Here is a 17,733-nt window from a genome sequence, read left to right as displayed (position 1 = left end):
TCTTCCGGCAGGTCAACACCCTGTCCACGGGACGGTCGGGACCTCCCACCACTCGAGGAGCACGACTCCAGGATGCGCCGAGGCCCCCGTGACCGCGCGGGTCACGGGGGCCTCGTACAGCCGGGCGGCGATCAGCCCTTGCGGGTCTTGACCTCGTCGGTGAGCTGCGGGACGACGTCGAACAGGTCGCCGACGACGCCGTAGTCGACCAGCTCGAAGATCGGGGCCTCGGGGTCCTTGTTGATGGCCACGATGGTCTTCGAGGTCTGCATGCCGGCGCGGTGCTGGATCGCGCCGGAGATGCCGGAGGCGATGTACAGCTGCGGGGACACGCTCTTGCCGGTCTGGCCGACCTGGTTGGTGTGCGGGTACCAGCCCGCGTCCACCGCGGCGCGGGAGGCACCGACGGCCGCGCCGAGGGAGTCGGCGAGCGCCTCGATGATCGCGAAGTTCTCCGCGCCGTTGACACCGCGGCCACCGGAGACCACGATCGCGGCCTCGGTCAGCTCCGGACGGCCGGTCGACTCGCGCGGGGTGCGGCCGGTGATCTTCGTGCCGGTCGCCTTCTCGGAGAAGGACACCTCCAGCGCCTCGACCGCGCCGGCGGCCGGGGCGGCCTCGACGGCCGCGCTGTTCGGCTTGACCGTGATCACCGGGGTGCCCTTGGAGATGCGGGACTTGGTGGTGAACGACGCCGCGAACACCGACTGGGTGGCCACCGGGCCCTCGTCGCCGGCCTCCAGGTCGACGGCGTCGGTGATGATGCCGGAACCGATGCGCAGCGCCAGACGGGCGGCGACCTCCTTGCCCTCGGCGGAGGACGGCACCAGCACGGCGGCCGGGGACACGGCGGCGACGGCGGCCTGCAGGGCGTCCACCTTCGGGACGACCAGGTAGTCGGCGTACTCGGAGGCCTCGTGGGTGAGGACCTTCACCGCGCCGTGCTCGGCGAGGGTCTGAGCGGTGGCGGCGGCGCCGCTGCCCAGCGCGACGGCGACCGGCTCGCCGATGCGGCGGGCCAGGGTCAGCAGCTCCAGGGTGGGCTTGCGGACAGCGCCGTCCACGTGGTCGACGTAGACGAGAACTTCAGCCATGGGAATGGTTCTCCTAGCGGAAAGTGCGAAGTCTGAGAGGCGGTGAGGGAGTCGATCCCTCAGATGAACTTCTGGCTCGCGAGGAACTCAGCGAGCTGCTTGCCGCCCTCGCCCTCGTCCTTGACGATCATGCCCGCGGTGCGCGCGGGACGCTCGGCCGCGGCGTCGACAGCGGTCCAGGCGCCGTCGAGGCCCACCTCGTCGGCCTCGATGTCGAGGTCGGAGAGGTCCCAGGACTCCACCGGCTTCTTCTTGGCCGCCATGATGCCCTTGAACGACGGGTAGCGGGCCTCACCCGACTGGTCGGTGACCGACACGACGGCCGGCAGGGAGGCCTCCAACTGCTCGGAGGCGGTGTCGCCGTCACGGCGGCCCTTGACGACGCCGTCCTCGACGGAGACCTCGGACAGCAGCGTGACCTGCGGGACACCCAGACGCTCGGCGACCAGCGCCGGCACGACGCCCATGGTGCCGTCGGTGGAGGCCATGCCGGAGACGACCAGGTCGTAGCCGGCCTTCTCGACGGCCTTGGCCAGCACCAGGGAGGTACCGATGGCGTCCGTGCCGTGCAGGTCGTCGTCCTCGACGTGGATCGCCTTGTCGGCGCCCATGGACAGCGCCTTGCGCAGCGCGTCCTTGGCGTCCTCCGGGCCCACGGTCAGGACGGTGACCTCGACGTCGTCGTCGGAGTTCTCGGCGATCTGCAGCGCCTGCTCGACGGCGTACTCGTCCAGCTCGGAGAGCAGACCGTCCACGTCGTCCCGGTCGACGGTCAGGTCATCGGCGAAGTGCCGGTCGCCAGTGGCGTCGGGCACGTACTTCACAGTGACAACGATCCTCAAGCTCACGCCGGCTCTCCTACTGCATCGTCATTTCTGGCTGCCTGCCTTCAGGCAGCATAGGCGCCTGTAAGCGGCCCATCCCGGTCCGGGGCGACCCGCGCTCCGGCCGAAATATTACTCGTCAGTACACCCAGTTCCTGCCCGCTAAGCAAGCGCTTTGAACTGTGACCTTTGCAACGCAGCGTAACCGGAACTCGACGAGAGCGCAGGACGACCGAAGGGTGATCAATCGCGCAGCGCGGTGAATCGCCCCTGGTGGTAGAGGAGGGGCCGGCCGGGGCCGCCGGGGTCGCCCAGGACGACCTCGGCGAGCATCACGCGGTGGTCGCCGGCGGGAACCCGTGCGGCGACGCGGCACACCAGCCAGGCGAGCACACCGCCGAGGACCGGCACACCCTCGGGGCCCTCGCGCCAGTCGGTGGGGGCGCCGAAGCGGTCGGCGCCGCTGCGGGCGAAGGTGGCCGCCAGTTCCTGCTGGTGCTCGCCGAGTATGTGGACGCCCACGTGCTCGGCCTGCGACATCGCCGGCCAGCTGGAGGCGGTGGTGCCGATGCCGAACGACAGCATCGGGGGGTCCGCGGAGACGGAGGTGAGGGAGGTGGCGGTGAAACCGACCGGGCCGTCGGCTCCGCGCGCGGTGATCACCGCGACTCCCGCGGCATGCCGCCGGAAGACGGAACGCAGCAGGTCGGGAGAGGCGGTGTGCGCGGTGGCCAGTTCGGGCGTGGCCGTCATGGAGTTGTCCTTCTGCCGGGGATGACGAGCGGATGCGTGACTGCTCAGCAGCCCGGACAGCACGCGCTCGCGGTGCGGGCGAGGTCGACGTGGAGGCGACCGTGGAGAAGGAGTTCCGAAGGCATAGGGTCAGGCTGACGATAGTGAGTGTGCTCAGTCAAGCACGTTCCGCGATGTGGGAGATGACTCACTCGGGGGCGTCCGCCGGATCACACGGCCTCGCCCAGTGCCGCGATCACGTCGGCCTTGCGGGGCTGCCCGGCGGCACGCCGCACCACGCGGCCGTCGGCGTCGAGGACCAGCACGGTCGGCGTCCTGAGGATGCCGAGGTCGCGCACCAGCTCCAGCCGTGCCTCGGCGTCGATCTCGATGTGCGCCACACCCGGGACCAGGCCTGCCACCTCGCCCAGGACCCGCCGCGTGGCCCGGCAAGGGGCGCAGAAGGCGCTGGAGAACTGCACCAGGCTGGCGCGCTCGCCGAGGGGCGCGCCCACCTCGTCCGCGGTCAGCCGCTCGTCCTCGCCACGCCCGTGCACCGCTGTCCTTCCCTTGGTCCCTCGTCCGCCGTCGGTCCATCATCCGCACCGGACTCCGCGGACGGCAAGGAGGCCCGGTCCGGCCCGGGTTCGGCGGTCCGGGACCGCGGGCCACACCGCGGACCGGCGGACGACGTGACGAGGATCTCGCCGCCGGCGGGCACGCGGACTGGCTCCCGGCGCGTTCTTGGGGCACGATCTGCGACATGCCGTGAACCTACGGCTGCGTAACTTTCCCGCCGGGAGTCCCCTTCCCTGGCAGAGAACCCCTGGCACGGAGTCCCGGCACCCGGTCCTGGCACAGGGCCCCTGGCAGAGAAGCATGGCAGAGAAGAAGGAAGGGTCCGCCCCGCCCATGGCTGAGTTCGTCTACCGTCCCGTCATCGGTTTCGCCCGCACGCTGTTCAAGGTGTGGGACCTCAAGATCGACTGTCGGGGTTCGGAGAACATCCCCCGCTCGGGCGGCGCCGTACTGGTCAGCAACCACATCAGCTACCTGGACTTCGTCTTCGACGGGCTCGCGGCGCTCCCGCAGAAGCGTCTCGTGCGGTTCATGGCCAAGGAGTCCGTCTTCCGGCACAAGGTCTCCGGTCCGCTGATGCGCGGGATGAAGCACATCCCGGTGGACCGCAAGCAGGGTGAGGCGGCCTACGCCCACGCGCTGGACTCCCTGCGGTCGGGCGAGATCGTCGGGGTGTTCCCGGAAGCCACCATCTCGCAGTCGTTCACGCTGAAGAGCTTCAAGTCGGGGGCCGCCCGGCTGGCCCAGGAGGCAGGCGTGCCGCTCATCCCGATGGCCGTGTGGGGCACGCAGCGCCTGTGGACCAAGGGGCACCCGCGCAACTTCAAGCGCAGCCACATCCCGGTCACCATCCGGGTGGGCGAGCCCGTGGAGGCCCCCCGCGACCAGTACGCCGGGGCGATCACGCGGCGGCTGCGCGAGCGGGTGCAGGAGCTGCTGGAGGCCGCACAGCGCGCCTACCCCGTCCGGCCCAAGGGCCAGGACGACACCTGGTGGATGCCCGCGCACCTCGGGGGCACGGCACCCACGCCGGACCAGGTGCGGGCGGCGGAGTCGGGCTGACCGGAGCTCGCCCCGAACCGAGGCCGTGACCGACGGGCGCGACCGGACCCGCAACTTCCCGAGTGGCGCCCTGCCGGAGGAGCATCGTGCCGGCCGCACTCAGGGAGGGAGCCCCTTGAATCCGGACACTCCGGCACGGCCTCTGCGCGTCAGCGAGCGCACCCGCCACCGCCGCCTGCGGGAACAGGGCAGCCTGGATCGCGACCAGTTGGACGCGATTCTCGGCGCGGGCTTCGTCTGCCACCTCGGCGTCGTCGTCGATGGGACCCCGATGGTCGTGCCGACCGTCTACGGCTTTGACGGCAGCACCCTGTACTTCCACGGCTCGGTCGCCGGCCGCAGCCTGCTGGCGTCGCCCGCCGCCGCGGTCTGCGTCACGGTCACCCACGTCGACGGACTCGTCCTCGCCCGCTCGGTCTTCGAGCACGGGGTCGACTACCGCAGCGCCATGGTCTACGGCACGCCCCGCCTCGTCACGGACCCGGACGAGAAGCTCGCCGGCCTGCGCCGCCTGGCCGAGCACGCCGCGCCCGGCCAGTGGGACTACGCGCGCCGCCCCGACCGCAGGGAACTCGCCGCGACCGCCCTGCTCGCCCTCTCCCTGGACGAGGCGTCCGTCAAGATCCGCACCGGCGCTCCGGACGACGGCGAGGGCGAGGACGCCCGACTCGACGTGTGGGCAGGCGTTCTACCGCTGCGCGCCATCTGGGGCGCCCTGGAGCCGGACCCCCTGCTGGCGCGGGCATCGAGGCCCCTGGGCACCTCACGGCGCGCGTCGGCACCCCGGCCCGCTGAGCGCCGCACCGCCCGCGGCTCGGGAGCGCATCCGTGGAGGCCCCGGGTCGGCGGCACACGCCGACCGGCCGCTCGGCGGGCCCTCCCGGGAGATCCGCCTGCCGCCCGACGAGGCCGGCGCGGCCCTGCCGGACCGGAACGGGATCGCGGCGCCCTTGCGTCGGCCCTGGTCAGAGGATGGCGGGGAGCGACGCCAGGAGGTGCGACCGGTCCGGAGCGGCCCTGAGGGCGCTCAGCACGGCCGGATGAGGTGCCGCGTACAGAACCGGGTGGTCGCTCTCGCCGAGCGCGGGATCGGGGGCGAAGGCCAGTCGTTCGCCCCGCAGGGAGAACTCGGCCCGGCCGCCCGGCTCGCCGCCGCGCGGATCCTGGCGGTGCCACGCCCCGTGGAAGCGCACGGCGACCAGACCGTGCACCGCCTCGAACGTCTGGTAGCAGAGCGCGGTCGGGATGCCCTCGGCCCGCAGCAGGGCGGTGAGCGCGTGGGCCTTGGCGTGGCAGATGCCGGTGCCCTGCTCCAGGACGTCGGAGGCGCGCCAGGTGACGCGGGGGTCGCCGGTGTCCCGGGAGTGCGGGACGGCGTCACGGACGTATGCATAGGCCAGACGCGCATAGGAATACGAGTCGTCGGCTTCCCCGGCCAGCCGTGCTGCTTGTTGACGCACCAGCGGATGGGTGTGGTCGATGACCTCGTCGGCCGCCAAGTAGGCCGAGAGGTCAGGGTTTTCCTGGATCAGCTGCATGCCGGCGAGCATAGAAACGCGATCACCCGCGAGTCAATGACTTTACGGGTGACCGCATATCCATGCACAAAGCGTCAGCGCGCCATCTCCTCCTTCAGCGCCGCCACGAACGCGTCGACGTCGTCCTCCGTCGTGTCGAAGGCGCACATCCAGCGGACCACGCCCGCCGCCTCGTCCCAGAAGTAGAAGCGGAATCGCTTCTGCAGGCGCTCGCTCACCTCGTTGGGGAGCTTGGCGAAGATGCCGTTGGCCTGCACCGGGTAGAGGATCTCCACGCCGTGCACGGAGCGGACGCCCTCGGCCAGCCGCTGGGCCATCTCGTTGGCGTGGCGGGCGTTGCGCAGCCACAGGTCCTTGGCGAGCAGCGCCTCCAGCTGGACCGAGACGAAGCGCATCTTGGACGCCAGCTGCATCGACAGCTTCCGCAGATGCCGCATCCGCCGCACGGCGTCCTGGTTGACGACCACGACCGCCTCGCCGAACAGCGCGCCGTTCTTCGTCCCGCCGAGGGAGAGGATGTCGACGCCGACGGCGTTGGTGAACGTCCGCATCGGCACGTTCAGCGAGGCCGCCGCGTTGGCTATCCGGGAGCCGTCCAGGTGCACCTTCATGCCGTGGGCGTGGGCGTGCTCGCAGATCGCGCGGATCTCCTCGGGCGTGTAGAGGGTGCCCAGCTCGGTGCTCTGGGTGATCGAGACCACCTGAGGCATCGCACGGTGCTCGTCCTCCCAGCCCCAGGCCTGACGGTCGATCAGCTCGGGGGTGAGCTTGCCGTCCGGCGTGGGCACGGTGAGCAGCTTCAGACCGCCCATCCGCTCGGGAGCGCCGCCCTCGTCCACGTTGATGTGGGCGCTCTCGGCACAGATCACCGCGCCCCAGCGGTCGGTGACCGCCTGGAGCGCGACGACATTGGCGCCGGTGCCGTTGAAGACCGGGAAGGCCTCCGCCGTGGGACCGAAATGGCTGCGGATGATCCGCTGGAGGTTCTCCGTGTAGTCGTCCTCGCCGTACGCGACCTGGTGCCCACCGTTGGCCACGGCCAGCGCCGCCATCACCTCCGGGTGCGCCCCGGCGTAGTTGTCGCTGGCGAATCCGCGAACCTCGGGGTCGTGGTGGCGGCGGGCGTCGGTCTTCGGGGGGTTCACGGCTTCTCGGTGAGCCACAGACGCTGTCCGTTCACTTCCGCGGCGGGCTTGTCCCAGACGCCGACGATGGCCTCGGCGAGGTCCTTGACGTCAGTGAAGCCCGCGAACTTCGCGTTGGGGCGGTCGGCGCGCATCGCGTCGTGCACCAACGCCTTCACCACCAGGATGGCAGCCGCCGACGTCGGCCCCTGCTCACCCCCGGCCTTGCGGAAGTAGTCGGCCATCGCCAGCGTCCACGCCTCGGCGGCGGCCTTGCCCGCGGCGTAGGCGGCGTTGCCCGCGGTGGGCCGGCTCGCGCCCGCGGCGCTGATCAGCAGGTACCGGCCGCGGTCGCTGCGCTGGATCGCCTCGTGGAAGGCCAGGGAGGTGTGCTGGACGGTGCGGATGAGCAGCAGCTCCAGGAAGTCCCAGTCGTCCAGGCTGGTCTTGGTGAAGGTCTCGCTGCCGCGCCAGCCGCCGACGAGGTGGACCAGGCCGTCGACGCGGCCGAACTCCTTCTCGGTGCGGTTGGCCCAGTCGCGGGTGGCCTCCAGATCGAGCAGATCGACGGTCTCGCCGGTGACGGTCGCGCCGCCGGAGGCGTAGCGCGCCGCGTCCACGGCCTCCGCCAGCCGCTCCGGGTCGTTGTCGGCACCGACGACGACGGCGCCGGCCTCCGCCAGCCGGAGCAGGGTCGCCCGGCCTGCGGGTCCGCCCGCGCCGGCGACCGCGATCACCGCACCGCTGAGAGCCCCGTTCCCCATGTTCCTCGCCTCCTGAGCAGTGTTCTCGCTGGGCCGGTCGCTCACGCGGCGACCTGCTCGGCGCTGTCCGCCGTGATGCCCTTCGTCCGGGCGATCACATTCTTCAGCTTCTTGGACAGGGCCTCATAGAACATGCTCAGCGGAAACTCGTCCGGAAGCACGTCATCGACGAGCTTGCGCGGGGGCAGGGACAGGTCGAGGGCGTCGGGACCCTTGGCCCACTTGGAGCCGGGGTGCGGGGCGAGGTAGGTGGAGACCAGCTCGTAGCCGGCGAACCAGTGGACGAGCTTGGGACGGTCGATGCCGTCGCGGTAGAGCTTCTCGATCTCGGCGCACAGCTCGTTGGTGACCTGCGGGGCGCGCTGCCAGTCGATGAACAGCTTGTTGTCGGTCCAGCGCACCACGTCGTGCTTGTGCAGGTAGGCGAAGAGCAGCTGGCCGCCGAGGCCGTCGTAGTTGCGCACGCGGTCGCCGGTGACCGGGAAGCGGAACATGCGGTCGAACAGCACGGCGTACTGCACGTCACGGGCCTGCGGGACGCCGTCGGCCTCCAGCTTCACCGCCTCCTTGAAGGCGGTGAGGTCACAGCGCAGCTCCTCCAGGCCGTACATCCAGAACGGCTGGCGCTGCTTGATCATGAAGGGGTCGAAGGGCAGGTCGCCATGGCTGTGGGTGCGGTCGTGGACCATGTCCCACAGGACGAAGGCCTCCTCGCAGCGCTTCTGGTCGTGGACCATCGCGGCGATGTCCTCGGGCAGCTCCAGGCCCAGGATGCCGACGGCTGCGTCGGTGACGCGGCGGAAGCGGGCGGCCTCGCGGTCGCAGAAGATGCCGCCCCAGGAGAAGCGTTCCGGCGCCTCGCGGACCGCGATCGTCTCGGGGAAGAGGACGGCGGAGTTGGTGTCGTAGCCGGCGGTGAAGTCCTCGAAGGTGATGCCGCAGAACAGCGGGTTGTCGTAGCGGGTGCGCTCCAGCTCGGCCAGCCACTCGGGCCAGACCATGCGCAGCACGACCGCTTCGAGGTTGCGATCGGGGTTGCCGTTCTGCGTGTACATCGGGAAGACGACCAGGTGCTGCAGGCCGTCCGCGCGGTGAGCGGCCGGCTGGAAGGCCAGCAGCGAGTCCAGGAAGTCGGGCACCTCGAAACCGCCCTCGGACCACCGCTGGAGGTCCTTGGCCAGGGCCTCGTGGTAGGCGGCGTCGTGGGGCAGCAGCGGGGACAGCTCCTGCACGGCCTCGATCACCTGACGCAGGACGGCCTCGACGTCGGCACGGGCCGGAGCGCTGTCGGCCTCGAAGTCGATCGAGCCGTCCTTCGACTGCCAGGGCCGGATCCGCTCCACGGCATCCTTGAGCCGGGGCCAGGCGGGGTTCTCGACCACCCTGCTCACCGGAGGAACCTGCTCCCCCGAACCCACCTGCACAAGAATTTCCGTCATGTCCCATCCTCCACGGGAGAAGCTCGCGTAAGGACACCGTAGGCATATGCGGTTTCTTCCAGCAAGAGGAGTCTCGGGAAAATATCCTGTGGACCCCCGGTCTTCACCGCAGGTTTTCCTGTCAGAGGGTCCGGGAAGGGATGCTTCCGCGCGCCCGCGCACGTCCGGGTGCATCGTGGGCAGGGGCGACTAGGCTGCGGCCCCGACTGCCGTCGACGGAAGCGAGGCCACCTTGAACTTCCTCACCATCGGTCACCGCGGAGTCATGGGCGTCGAGCCCGAGAACACCTTGCGCTCCTTCGCCGCCGCCGAGCGGGGCGGGCTGGACGTCATCGAACTCGACCTGCACCTGAGCAAGGACGGCGCTCTGGTCGTCATGCACGACACCGACGTGGACCGCACCACGGACGGCAGCGGCCCCATTGCCGAGAAGACCCTGGAGGAGCTGCGCACGCTGGACGCGGGGCACGGAGAGCGGATCCCCGTCTTCGAGGAGGTCCTGGACACCGTGCGAACACCGCTCCAGGCCGAGATCAAGGACGTGCGCGCGGCGCGGACCCTGGCCGCGGTGATGCGGGAGCGGGACCTGACCGACCGGGTGGAGGTGCTGTCGTTCCACGACGAGGCGATCGCGGAGATCACCCGGCTCGTGCCGGGAGCGCGCACGGCGCTGGTGGCCGAGCACTACGGGCCCGAGGTGGTCGACCGCGCGGTCGCGGCGGGCGCCGCGACCGTCTGCCTCGACATCCAGCGCCTCACACTGGAAGTGGTGGAGCGGGCGCGCAAGGCGGAGCTGCGGGTGTGCGCCTGGGTGGTGAACACGCAGCAGCATCTGCGCCTCGTCCGCGCCCTGGAGCTCGACGGCGCGACCACGGACTACCCGGACATCAAGCGCACCGGCCGTTTCACCGCGTGAGCGCGGCTGCCGAGGTCAGCCCAGCGGCTTGACCAGCAGTTCGAAGCGAAGGTCCGGGCGGAGCGGCACACCGAAACGCTCGTCGCCGTACGGGAAGGGACTCGTCCGGCCCGTACGGCGGTAGCCGCGCCGCTCGTACCAGGCGATCAGGTCCTCGCGGAGGGAGATCACGGTCATGTGCATCTCCGTCACACCCCAGGCGGCGCGGGCCTGCCGCTCCGCCTCCGCGATGATCGCCTTGCCGAGCCCGGCGCCCTGGAGGGACGGCCGTACCGCGAACATCCCGAAGTAGGCGTGGGCGCCGCGGTGTTCGAGCTGGCAGCAGGCGACGACCTCGCCGTCCTGCTCGACCGTGAGAAGCCGGCTGTCCGGTGACTTGACGACCTCCAGGACACCCTCCGGGTCGGTGCGCTGCCCGTCGAGTATGTCGGCCTCGGTGGTCCACCCGGCCCGGCTGGCGTCGCCCCGGTAGGCCGACTCGATCAGCGCGACAAGCCCGTCCACGTCGGCGTCGGTGGCGTCACGGAAGGTCAGTGCAGGGGACTCCATCGGGTGCTTCTCCCTCTCTCGGGCGCGGCTCGGACCGGGACGAGGGTAACCCTGCCACTAGGATCCGTATGTATGGTGCACGTTCTCAGCAGCCGGACACTCCTGCGCCCCACCGACCCGGAGCGCTCCCGCGCCTTCTACGGCGGGCGACTCGGGCTCGCGGTGTACCGGGAGTTCGGTACGGGGCCCGAGCGCGGCACGGTCTACTTCCTCGGCGGCGGTTTCCTGGAGCTCTCCGGCCGCTCCGACGCCCCGCCCTCCCCGGCCGTGCGGCTGTGGCTGCAGGTCGAGGACGTGGCGGCGGCCCACGCGGAGCTGGTGGACCGGGGCGTGGAGATCCTCCGGCCCCCGCAGCGGGAACCGTGGGGCCTGGTGGAGATGTGGATCGCGGACCCCGACGGCACGCGGATCGTCCTGGTGGAGGTCCCGGCGGACCATCCGCTGCGGCACCGTCCGGGGATCTGAGCACTGCTGTCTGAGCACTACTGCCCGCCCCCCGACGGGGCGGGACCCGGGTGAGCCGGCCCGGCTCGGTGCTCAGTTCGCCGCCGTCCTGGTGCCGGGCGAACCCGGTGATCAGCGGCGCCATCGGGGTCACGCACACGGTCCCCAGCCAGTAGTCGCGGCCGATCAGGGCCTCCGCGCCGAGGTTGAAGGCGAGGCAGGGCAGGACCAGGGCCGCCGGGTGCAGGTGGGCGAGCGGCACGACCGCGGCGACGGCGAGTACGCCGGCGAGGTTGCCGGCCACGCGCCGGACGGCCCGGTTCCGGGTGAGCGCCGGTCGGCCCGGTACCGGGAGGCGGCGGTGACGAGCACCCGGTACGGGCGGCCGAGGGCGAGGGAGGCGCAGCCGGCCGGGGCGCAGCCGAGGAAACAGCGCGTGGCCGCCGGGACGATCGGGCCGAGGCCGCGGAGCAGGGGTTGGGCGGGCACGGCGTCCTCCGCACCGGTCCCGAGGAGTTCGGGCCGTGCGGGGCGGGAGCCCGTCGCCGGCCGGCGCCGCACAGCGCCGTGCCCGTCCGGGCACGGCGCAGCGGGCCGCCGCCGAGGGCGGTACGCGGGCGGGCCCGCCCCCGCTGCGCCGGGTCGTGGCCTGTGTCACTTGGCGTGACAATCCGTATCTCGGGGCGCCCGGCCCTCGTAGGGTGCTGGGCATGATGGTCCCCGCGGTCCTGCTGCTGCTCGGCGCCCTTACCGCCGTCACGGCTCCCCGGCTGCTCGCCCGCGCCGACTGGCCGGACCGCGAACCGGTCGTCGCCCTGTGGATGTGGCAGTGCGTCGTCGCGGCCGTCCTGCTGTGCTGCGCACTGTCCATGACGCTCAGCGCCGCCGCGGCATGGCAGGCGGTACGCGGCCATCTCTTCGCCCCGGCGCCGCGCGCGGTCGTGGAGGCCTACGCCCTCGGCACGCACGGGCCGTGGGCGGCGGGCACCGCCGTGGCGCTCGCCTGCGGCGGGATGTGGAGCGCGGCCATGCTCGTGCGCGAGGTCCTCCGCACCCGGTCCGGGCGGCGGACACGCCGGGCCGAACTCCGGCTGCGCGCACCGCTGCTGCCCGGCGAGGAGCCGGGTGCGGGACGACTGGTCGTCCTGGAGGGCGAACGGCCCGACGCGTGGTGGCTGCCGGGCACGTCACCCCGGCTCGTCATCACCACCGCCGCGCTCGCCCGGCTCAAGGGGCGGCAGCTGGAGGCCGTACTCGCCCACGAGCAGGGGCATGCGCGGGCCCGGCACGACTGGCTGCTGCACTGCTCCTCCGCGCTGGCCGGCGGATTCCCGCAGGTGCCGGTGTTCGCGGCGTTCCGCGACGAGATGCACCGGCTGGTCGAACTCGCCGCCGACGACATGGCCTCGCGCCGCTTCGGCCGACTCACCACCGCCCTGGCACTGGTCGAACTCAACGAGGACCGGGGTGTGTTCGGCCCCTGTCCGACCCCGCAGGCGCACGTCCCGCAGCGGGTGAACCGGCTGCTCGCCCCGCCGGCCAGGCTCACCGCGGCCCACCGCCTACGTCTGACGGCGGCGGCCGCGTTGGTGCCGGTGGTGCCGCTGCTGGTGACGTTCGTGCCGGGGCTGCGGGCCCTCGGCTAGGAGCGCGGACCCGACGGCAGCCCACCGGAGGGATCGGGACGCGCCCCGGAGCCACGCCGGACGGCACCCTCCCACCGCGACACCCCGGCACACCCACGCGCCGCACCGCACCGCACCGCACCGCACCGCACCGCACCGCACCGCACCGGCGAGCAGAGCTCTCTCTCCTCCGGCCCCCTCGCGAGGCCGACACCGAACGGCACCCGCGACGGACGGACACCGCCCGGAGCGGGTCCCGAACCGGCCCGGGGGCCTTGCCGGCCGCTGGAGCGGGCCCGGGGAACACGGGGTCCGCGGGGGCAGGGTCCGGGGTCCGTGACGCCACCAGAGGTGCAGCGCCCCGGTGATCGCCTGCTCAGGCGGTCGGCGTTCGTTCCCCACGAGGCGCTGGACGCCCCTGGTCGAGGGCGGCCATCGCCGCACGGAGCTCGTCGAAGGCGCGGCGGGTGAGATCCGTGAGCGCCTCCCGGCCCGCAGGGTCGGCCCACTGCTCGAAGGCCCGGTCGAAGGCGCGGAGTCCGATCTCGGCCGCGAGACTCGCGGCCGGCTCCGGCACACCGCGCTCGTGGAGCGCGCCCGTCATGGCCTCGGCCAGCTTGGCCCGCTTCAGGGCCGAGCGCTCCTGAAGTTCGCTGTGCCCGGCGATGACCGGCCGCAGCGCGGCGCTGAACTCCCGGCGGTCCTCGGTGAAGGCGGCCGTCACCGCGTCCAGGGCCGCGCCGACGGCTTCGAGAGGGGTGGCCCGGTCGGGCGCTTCGGCGATCGCCTCGGCGAGAAGCCGGGTGTGCAGGTCCTGGCCGGCGAAGAGCACTTCGCGCTTGTCGGGGAAGTGCCGGAAAAAGGTGGTCTTGGTCAGACCGGCTCGGTCGGCGATCTCCTTGACGGTGGTGGCGTCGTACCCCTGCTCGGCGAACAGGTCGAGTGCGGCGCGCACCAGCCGCACCCTGGCGTTCGGTTCCCATCGGGCCATACGGACAGCATAGTGATGTGACTTGGTACCGTCACTCGGGCTATGGTGACGGTACCAAGTCACATCACTTCGCTCCGCTCTGCGGGGCGCCCGAAGCAGGAGGCTCCCTCATGCGTGTCTTCGTCACCGGCGCCGCCGGCCACATCGCGTCGGCCGTCGTGCCCGAACTGATCCGAGCCGGACACGAGGTCGTCGGCCTGGCCCGGTCCGCCTCCTCGACCGCCGTCGTGCAGGCCCTGGGCGCCGAGGTGCGCCGCGGCGACCTCTCCGACCTCGGCGGCCTGCACGAGGCCGCGGCCGAAGCGGACGCGGTCGTCCATCTCGCGTTCGACCACGCGGCCATCGCCGACGGGAGGTTCGCCGAAGCCGTGGCTGCCGACCTGACCGTCGTGCGGACCTTCGGCGAGGCACTGAAGGGCACGGGCAAGGCCTTCATCGGCGTGGGTCTGACCCCCACCGGCGATCCGCGGCGGGACGCGGCCATCGACGCCAACCCCCGCTCCGCCGTGGCGCGCGCGATCGCCGCGTACTCCGAAGCGGACGTGCGGACCGTGCTCGTCGGCGTCCCTCCGGTCACGCACAGCACGCGTGACCGGGCCGGCTTCGTGCCCACACTCATCAGGATCGCCCGCGACACGGGAGTGTCGGGCTACCTCGGCGACGGGTCGAACCGGTGGCCCGCCGGTCACGTCCTGGACGTCGGCCGTCTCTTCCGGCTGGCGCTGGAGAAGGCCCCGGCGGGCTCGCAGGTGTACGCCGCCGCCGAAGAGGGCGTCACGGTGCGGGAGATCGCCGAGACGATAGGCCGCCATCTGGATGTCCCGGCCGTGAGCATCCCGGCCGAGCAGGCCGCCGACCACTTCAAGGGCTTCCCGTTCATGGCGTTCGACATCACGATGCCCTCCGCGGACACCCGGCGGCTGCTGGGCTGGGAACCCCTCCGGCCCGGCCTGATCGCCGACCTCGACGACGGCCATTACTTCTCCACCACCGGCTGACAGCGGCCCGCACCGGCGGTCCGCCTCGGCGGCTCAGGGCCAGGCGCCGAGAAGCCACCGCGGATCCACCGCGACTTCGGGGCCGCCGGGCCCCGGAGCCGCGGAGCCCCGACTGCGGGACGCCGCGGGCGCCGCGAACGGAAGCCGGCCCGACACGGCGGGTGGGAGCCGACCCTCGGAGGCGGAGCCGGTAGTCGGCCTCCTCCCCCGCCGGTCGGGGAGGATCGCCCCATGCACACCCCGCCCGCCGCCCCACCGCCCCGCCGCGACGAGGAACGGCGCGCCGCGCTGAGAGCGGGAATCGCGCTGGCCCTCTGTGCAGGCATGCTGACGGCACTGGTCGCGACCGAGTGGCGTCCGCTCGTCGACACCGACGCGCGTGTCGCCCGCACCACGCACCGCTGGGCCACGGACGCCCCCGGGCTCACGCACGCCGTCCGCATCCTCACCGACTGGGTGTGGGATCCCTGGACGATGCGGCTCCTCGCCGCCCTCGCCGCGGTGTGGCTGGTGCGGCGGTACGCCGCCTGGCTCACGGCGGTGTGGCTGGTGGGCACCTGCGCGCTGGCGGTCCTGGCCGAACAGGGAGTCAAGGCCGCGGTGGGACGGCCCCGACCGGTCTGGCCGGACCCCGTCGACTCCGCGCACTACGCGGCCTACCCGTCCGGCCACGCCATGACGGCGACGGTCGTCTGCGGGCTGCTGCTGTGGCTGGTGCACCGGTACGGGGCGGGCCGCCGCGTGCGCCGTACGGCGGCGGCAGTCGCCGTCGTCTCGGTCGTGGGTGTCGGTGCGACCCGGGTGTGGCTGGGCGTGCACTGGCTGTCGGACGTGGTGGGCGGGTGGCTGCTGGGGGCTCTCGTCGTGGCGCTGGCGGTGGCCGTCCGTCCGAGGCGGCGTGACTGAGACGGCCTCCGCCGCCCGCTGTCGCCGCCCTCCTCCCCCTTCTCGACGGCGGCGACCGGCCTCGCCGACACCCGGACGCCGCCCGCTACCGTGGTGACACGGCGATCGAACCATGGGGACACAGGAGATTTCGTGGAGAACTGGCTCTACTTGGCCGTCATCGCGGGCTGTGTGGCCGTCATCGCGATGCTGGGCGTGGTCGTCACCCTCGTTCTCAGACTCAGGAAGAGCTTCCGGTTGCTGGGCGGTGAGGAAGTGCCGTTCCAGAACAAGGTCGCGTTCTGGGCGGCGATCGCCTACACGATCTGTCCGGTCGACCTGCTGCCCGATCCGGTCTACCTCGACGACATCGGCGTCCTCCTCGCCGCCCTGCAGTCGCTGAACAAGGCGGCCGAGCGAGCCGGGATCACAGCCAGGTAGCCCGTCCTGCGTCCGCGGCGATCGCCGGCCCTGCCTGCTTCAGGACGTGCTCCTGACTGCGCCGATCCAGCCCGCGCCAGGTGACGACGGGAAGGAGTCCACGGGTGAGGGCGGGCGGCCTCTCCGGCCACATCGATGGCCTCGTCGAGGTCGTTCCGCGCCCGGTGGTGCCGGTAGCGGGTGTGGAGGACGGCGGAGAGGTGGGACGGATCCCGGGCCCGCACCGCGCGGTCGGTGGTTTTCAGTTGCGTGTGCTCCTCGCCCGCGTCACCGTCGCCTGGCGGCAGAGATCCGAGGAAGCCCAGCAGCCGCAGAAGCCGAGGAAGGTCGAAGACATGACCGCGCACCCCCATCCCGTCGACCACGAGCTCGTCCGGGCCGCGGCGAACGTCGCACGCACCCGCTGCCGGGGCGACAACCACACCATGGCAGCGGCGGGCCGCAGCCGGGACGGTCTGATCGTCACCGCGGTGAACGCCTACCACTTCACGGGCGGCCCCTGCGCGGAGCAGGTCCTGATCGGTGCCGCCGCCGCTCAGGGCGTGTACGAGCTGGACACCATCGTCGCCGTGGGCGACCGCGACCGAGGCGTCGTACCCCCGTGCGGGCGATGCCGTCAGGTGCTCCTGGACTACTTTCCGGCCCTGAAGGTCGTCGTCGGCGCGGGCGAGCGCATCCGTACCGTGCGCGTCACCGACCTGCTGCCCGAGAGCTATGTGTGGGCCGATCACCAGCTCGGCGCCGAGGAGGGCGGCGTGCTGCCGCAGTGACGTCGCCGGACGGCGGAAGGGCTACGGACGCGGCCCCGTCCGTAGCCCGAGGCCACCATCGGGGGGAGCGAAAGCCCGTCTCGGACGATCCCCCGCGTCGCCCGAGACGGGCGGCAGAACGACCATGCCCAGGAAAGGGCCGGCCGACACGCGCTGAGTATAGTTGGCTGGCAGCCAGTCAACGCAGGAGTTACAGCATGTCCCCGCGCAGCGCCTCGGTCAACGCAGAATTGCGGCGACGTTCCCGCGAGCGGCTGCTCCAGGCGGCGGTCGAACTGGTCGACGAGCGCGGCTACGAGGCCACCACACTGAGCGACATCGCCGACCGGGCGGGTTCGGCGCGGGGCCTGGTGTCGTACTACTTCCCCGGCAAGCGTCAGCTCGTGCAGTCGGCCGTGCACCGGCTGATGCACCGCACGCTGGAAGAGGCACTGGAACGGGAACCGCACACCGACGACGGCAGCGAGCGCATGGCGCGGGCCATCGACGCGATCCTCGGGCTGGCCCGCGACCGGACCGTGCTGATGCGCCAGCACATGGCCGGGCTGCTGCAGGCCGAGGGGTTCGTGCAGTGCCCTGAGCAGAAGCGACTGGCCGAACTGCTGCGGGACACCGTCGCCCGGCACGGCTCCGGTGACGTCGACGCCGACTATCCGATGCTGCGTTCGCACCTCATGGGCGCGGTGTACGCGATGGTGCTGCCGAAGGTGCCGATGCCGTTCGCCGCGATGCGGTCCGAGCTGTTCGCGCGGTATCGGCTCGACTGCGGGCTGGGACTCCCGCCGGCCCCTCCGTCGGCCTCCGGCGGGGCGTGCCGTACCGACCTCTCCCGGTTCTTCGCGACCGGCGGGAAGAACTGCGGGCAGCCGAAGGGTCCCGGCACGGCCGAGGGCTGAGGCGACGGGCGGGGCGGTGAGCCCGCGGGCCGGGCACCCCCCGCACCCGCGGGCGATCGGCC

General features: G+C 72.1%; 20 protein-coding genes and 2 pseudogenes. 10 read left to right on the top strand and 12 right to left on the bottom strand.

Going from position 1 to position 17,733, the window contains the following annotated elements; genetic code table 11:
* Positions 1–131 precede the first annotated feature (131 nt).
* From JS756_RS05550 to JS756_RS05535, 5 genes are all read right to left on the bottom strand, one after another.
* Positions 132–1,094: an electron transfer flavoprotein subunit alpha/FixB family protein gene (locus tag JS756_RS05550; protein ID WP_205381803.1), complete on the bottom strand. Its 963-nt coding sequence runs from the start codon at positions 1,092–1,094 to the stop codon at positions 132–134.
* A gap of 59 nt (positions 1,095–1,153) precedes the next feature.
* Positions 1,154–1,942 carry an electron transfer flavoprotein subunit beta/FixA family protein gene (locus tag JS756_RS05545; RefSeq protein WP_205381802.1) on the bottom strand — a complete coding sequence of 263 codons (789 nt, stop codon included), beginning with the start codon at positions 1,940–1,942 and terminating at the stop codon, positions 1,154–1,156.
* A 219-nt stretch (positions 1,943–2,161) separates the two neighbouring features.
* Entirely contained in the window at positions 2,162–2,671 is a 510-nt protein-coding gene (locus JS756_RS05540; protein ID WP_205381801.1) for a flavin reductase family protein, read from the bottom strand.
* Between the two features lie 44 nt (positions 2,672–2,715).
* On the bottom strand, positions 2,716–2,796 hold the full coding sequence (locus tag JS756_RS38025; RefSeq protein ID WP_368861090.1) for a putative leader peptide: 81 nt from the start codon (positions 2,794–2,796) through the stop codon (positions 2,716–2,718).
* An 84-nt stretch (positions 2,797–2,880) separates the two neighbouring features.
* A complete protein-coding gene (locus JS756_RS05535; protein ID WP_205381800.1) occupies positions 2,881–3,207 on the bottom strand; it encodes a TlpA family protein disulfide reductase in 327 nt (108 codons plus the stop codon).
* A 355-nt stretch (positions 3,208–3,562) separates the two neighbouring features.
* On the opposite strand from JS756_RS05535, the gene JS756_RS05530 reads away from it, so the two are divergent.
* Positions 3,563–4,291: a lysophospholipid acyltransferase family protein gene (locus JS756_RS05530; protein ID WP_205382068.1), complete on the top strand. Its 729-nt coding sequence runs from the start codon at positions 3,563–3,565 to the stop codon at positions 4,289–4,291.
* Positions 4,292–4,406: 115 nt separating this feature from the next.
* Positions 4,407–5,086, top strand: a pseudogene (locus JS756_RS05525) (pyridoxamine 5'-phosphate oxidase family protein).
* A gap of 170 nt (positions 5,087–5,256) precedes the next feature.
* Here JS756_RS05525 and JS756_RS05520 read toward each other — a convergent pair.
* From JS756_RS05520 to JS756_RS05505, 4 genes are all read right to left on the bottom strand, one after another.
* Positions 5,257–5,829, bottom strand: a complete 573-nt coding sequence (locus JS756_RS05520; protein WP_205381799.1) for a transglutaminase-like domain-containing protein — start codon at positions 5,827–5,829, stop codon at positions 5,257–5,259.
* A gap of 74 nt (positions 5,830–5,903) precedes the next feature.
* The gene (locus JS756_RS05515; RefSeq protein ID WP_205381798.1) at positions 5,904–6,974 is read right to left on the bottom strand and encodes a threonine aldolase family protein; all 1,071 of its coding nucleotides are present in this window, start codon (positions 6,972–6,974) and stop codon (positions 5,904–5,906) included.
* Complete coding sequence (locus tag JS756_RS05510) at positions 6,971–7,717, bottom strand: SDR family NAD(P)-dependent oxidoreductase (RefSeq protein ID WP_205381797.1); 747 nt, start codon at positions 7,715–7,717, stop codon at positions 6,971–6,973. The genes JS756_RS05515 and JS756_RS05510 overlap by 4 nt, the downstream gene beginning before the upstream one ends.
* A gap of 41 nt (positions 7,718–7,758) precedes the next feature.
* A complete protein-coding gene (locus JS756_RS05505; RefSeq protein WP_205381796.1) occupies positions 7,759–9,156 on the bottom strand; it encodes a DUF6421 family protein in 1,398 nt (465 codons plus the stop codon).
* 232 nt (positions 9,157–9,388) lie between these two features.
* Between JS756_RS05505 and JS756_RS05500 the strand changes: the two genes are divergently transcribed.
* Entirely contained in the window at positions 9,389–10,072 is a 684-nt protein-coding gene (locus tag JS756_RS05500; RefSeq protein ID WP_205381795.1) for a glycerophosphodiester phosphodiesterase, read from the top strand.
* Positions 10,073–10,087: 15 nt separating this feature from the next.
* On the opposite strand, the gene JS756_RS05495 is transcribed toward JS756_RS05500, so the two are convergent.
* Positions 10,088–10,621, bottom strand: coding sequence for a GNAT family N-acetyltransferase (locus JS756_RS05495; RefSeq protein ID WP_205381794.1), 534 nt, complete (start codon positions 10,619–10,621; stop codon positions 10,088–10,090).
* A gap of 72 nt (positions 10,622–10,693) precedes the next feature.
* Between JS756_RS05495 and JS756_RS05490 the strand changes: the two genes are divergently transcribed.
* A complete protein-coding gene (locus tag JS756_RS05490; protein ID WP_205381793.1) occupies positions 10,694–11,086 on the top strand; it encodes a VOC family protein in 393 nt (130 codons plus the stop codon).
* A 139-nt stretch (positions 11,087–11,225) separates the two neighbouring features.
* Here the strand turns inward: JS756_RS05490 and JS756_RS05485 are convergent.
* Positions 11,226–11,777, bottom strand: a pseudogene (locus JS756_RS05485) (hypothetical protein); the annotation flags it as partial.
* Here JS756_RS05485 and JS756_RS05480 point away from each other — a divergent pair.
* Positions 11,776–12,711 (top strand): M56 family metallopeptidase, encoded by a 936-nt coding sequence (locus JS756_RS05480; RefSeq protein WP_205381792.1) that lies wholly within the window; start codon positions 11,776–11,778, stop codon positions 12,709–12,711. The pseudogene JS756_RS05485 and the gene JS756_RS05480 sit on opposite strands and share 2 nt — an antisense overlap.
* Before the next feature lie 355 nt (positions 12,712–13,066).
* Here JS756_RS05480 and JS756_RS05475 read toward each other — a convergent pair whose 3' ends face one another.
* Positions 13,067–13,681, bottom strand: a complete 615-nt coding sequence (locus JS756_RS05475; RefSeq protein ID WP_205381791.1) for a TetR/AcrR family transcriptional regulator — start codon at positions 13,679–13,681, stop codon at positions 13,067–13,069.
* Between the two features lie 110 nt (positions 13,682–13,791).
* Between JS756_RS05475 and JS756_RS05470 the strand changes: the two genes are divergently transcribed.
* The 5 genes from JS756_RS05470 to JS756_RS05450 all read left to right on the top strand — a co-directional run bounded on the left by JS756_RS05470 (position 13,792) and on the right by JS756_RS05450 (position 17,671).
* On the top strand, positions 13,792–14,679 hold the full coding sequence (locus tag JS756_RS05470) for an NAD-dependent epimerase/dehydratase family protein (protein ID WP_205381790.1): 888 nt from the start codon (positions 13,792–13,794) through the stop codon (positions 14,677–14,679).
* 231 nt (positions 14,680–14,910) lie between these two features.
* Positions 14,911–15,585 (top strand): phosphatase PAP2 family protein, encoded by a 675-nt coding sequence (locus JS756_RS05465; protein WP_205381789.1) that lies wholly within the window; start codon positions 14,911–14,913, stop codon positions 15,583–15,585.
* Positions 15,586–15,717: 132 nt separating this feature from the next.
* A complete protein-coding gene (locus JS756_RS05460; RefSeq protein ID WP_307790334.1) occupies positions 15,718–16,005 on the top strand; it encodes a YkvA family protein in 288 nt (95 codons plus the stop codon).
* 335 nt (positions 16,006–16,340) lie between these two features.
* Positions 16,341–16,775 (top strand): cytidine deaminase family protein, encoded by a 435-nt coding sequence (locus JS756_RS05455; RefSeq protein WP_205382066.1) that lies wholly within the window; start codon positions 16,341–16,343, stop codon positions 16,773–16,775.
* 197 nt (positions 16,776–16,972) lie between these two features.
* A complete protein-coding gene (locus tag JS756_RS05450; RefSeq protein ID WP_205381788.1) occupies positions 16,973–17,671 on the top strand; it encodes a TetR/AcrR family transcriptional regulator in 699 nt (232 codons plus the stop codon).
* Positions 17,672–17,733 lie beyond the last annotated feature (62 nt).

Origin of the sequence: Streptomyces actuosus (assembly GCF_016921115.1) — a bacterium.
Classification (GTDB): domain Bacteria; phylum Actinomycetota; class Actinomycetes; order Streptomycetales; family Streptomycetaceae; genus Streptomyces; species Streptomyces actuosus_A.
This window is presented reverse-complemented; position numbering and strand designations above follow the sequence as displayed.

What these genes read in the sequence shown, in the direction of transcription:
- JS756_RS05465 (WP_205381789.1), top strand. Translation starts at nt 14,911, where the DNA reads ATGCACACCCCGCCCGCCGCCCCACCGCCCCGCCGCGACGAGGAACGG.
- JS756_RS05520 (WP_205381799.1), bottom strand. Translation starts at nt 5,829, where the DNA reads ATGCAGCTGATCCAGGAAAACCCTGACCTCTCGGCCTACTTGGCGGCC.
- JS756_RS05470 (WP_205381790.1), top strand. Translation starts at nt 13,792, where the DNA reads ATGCGTGTCTTCGTCACCGGCGCCGCCGGCCACATCGCGTCGGCCGTC.
- JS756_RS05505 (WP_205381796.1), bottom strand. Translation starts at nt 9,156, where the DNA reads ATGACGGAAATTCTTGTGCAGGTGGGTTCGGGGGAGCAGGTTCCTCCG.
- JS756_RS38025 (WP_368861090.1), bottom strand. Translation starts at nt 2,796, where the DNA reads ATGCCTTCGGAACTCCTTCTCCACGGTCGCCTCCACGTCGACCTCGCC.
- JS756_RS05495 (WP_205381794.1), bottom strand. Translation starts at nt 10,621, where the DNA reads ATGGAGTCCCCTGCACTGACCTTCCGTGACGCCACCGACGCCGACGTG.
- JS756_RS05490 (WP_205381793.1), top strand. Translation starts at nt 10,694, where the DNA reads ATGGTGCACGTTCTCAGCAGCCGGACACTCCTGCGCCCCACCGACCCG.
- JS756_RS05510 (WP_205381797.1), bottom strand. Translation starts at nt 7,717, where the DNA reads ATGGGGAACGGGGCTCTCAGCGGTGCGGTGATCGCGGTCGCCGGCGCG.
- JS756_RS05480 (WP_205381792.1), top strand. Translation starts at nt 11,776, where the DNA reads ATGATGGTCCCCGCGGTCCTGCTGCTGCTCGGCGCCCTTACCGCCGTC.
- JS756_RS05530 (WP_205382068.1), top strand. Translation starts at nt 3,563, where the DNA reads ATGGCTGAGTTCGTCTACCGTCCCGTCATCGGTTTCGCCCGCACGCTG.
- JS756_RS05455 (WP_205382066.1), top strand. Translation starts at nt 16,341, where the DNA reads ATGACCGCGCACCCCCATCCCGTCGACCACGAGCTCGTCCGGGCCGCG.
- JS756_RS05550 (WP_205381803.1), bottom strand. Translation starts at nt 1,094, where the DNA reads ATGGCTGAAGTTCTCGTCTACGTCGACCACGTGGACGGCGCTGTCCGC.
- JS756_RS05475 (WP_205381791.1), bottom strand. Translation starts at nt 13,681, where the DNA reads ATGGCCCGATGGGAACCGAACGCCAGGGTGCGGCTGGTGCGCGCCGCA.
- JS756_RS05450 (WP_205381788.1), top strand. Translation starts at nt 16,973, where the DNA reads ATGTCCCCGCGCAGCGCCTCGGTCAACGCAGAATTGCGGCGACGTTCC.
- JS756_RS05540 (WP_205381801.1), bottom strand. Translation starts at nt 2,671, where the DNA reads ATGACGGCCACGCCCGAACTGGCCACCGCGCACACCGCCTCTCCCGAC.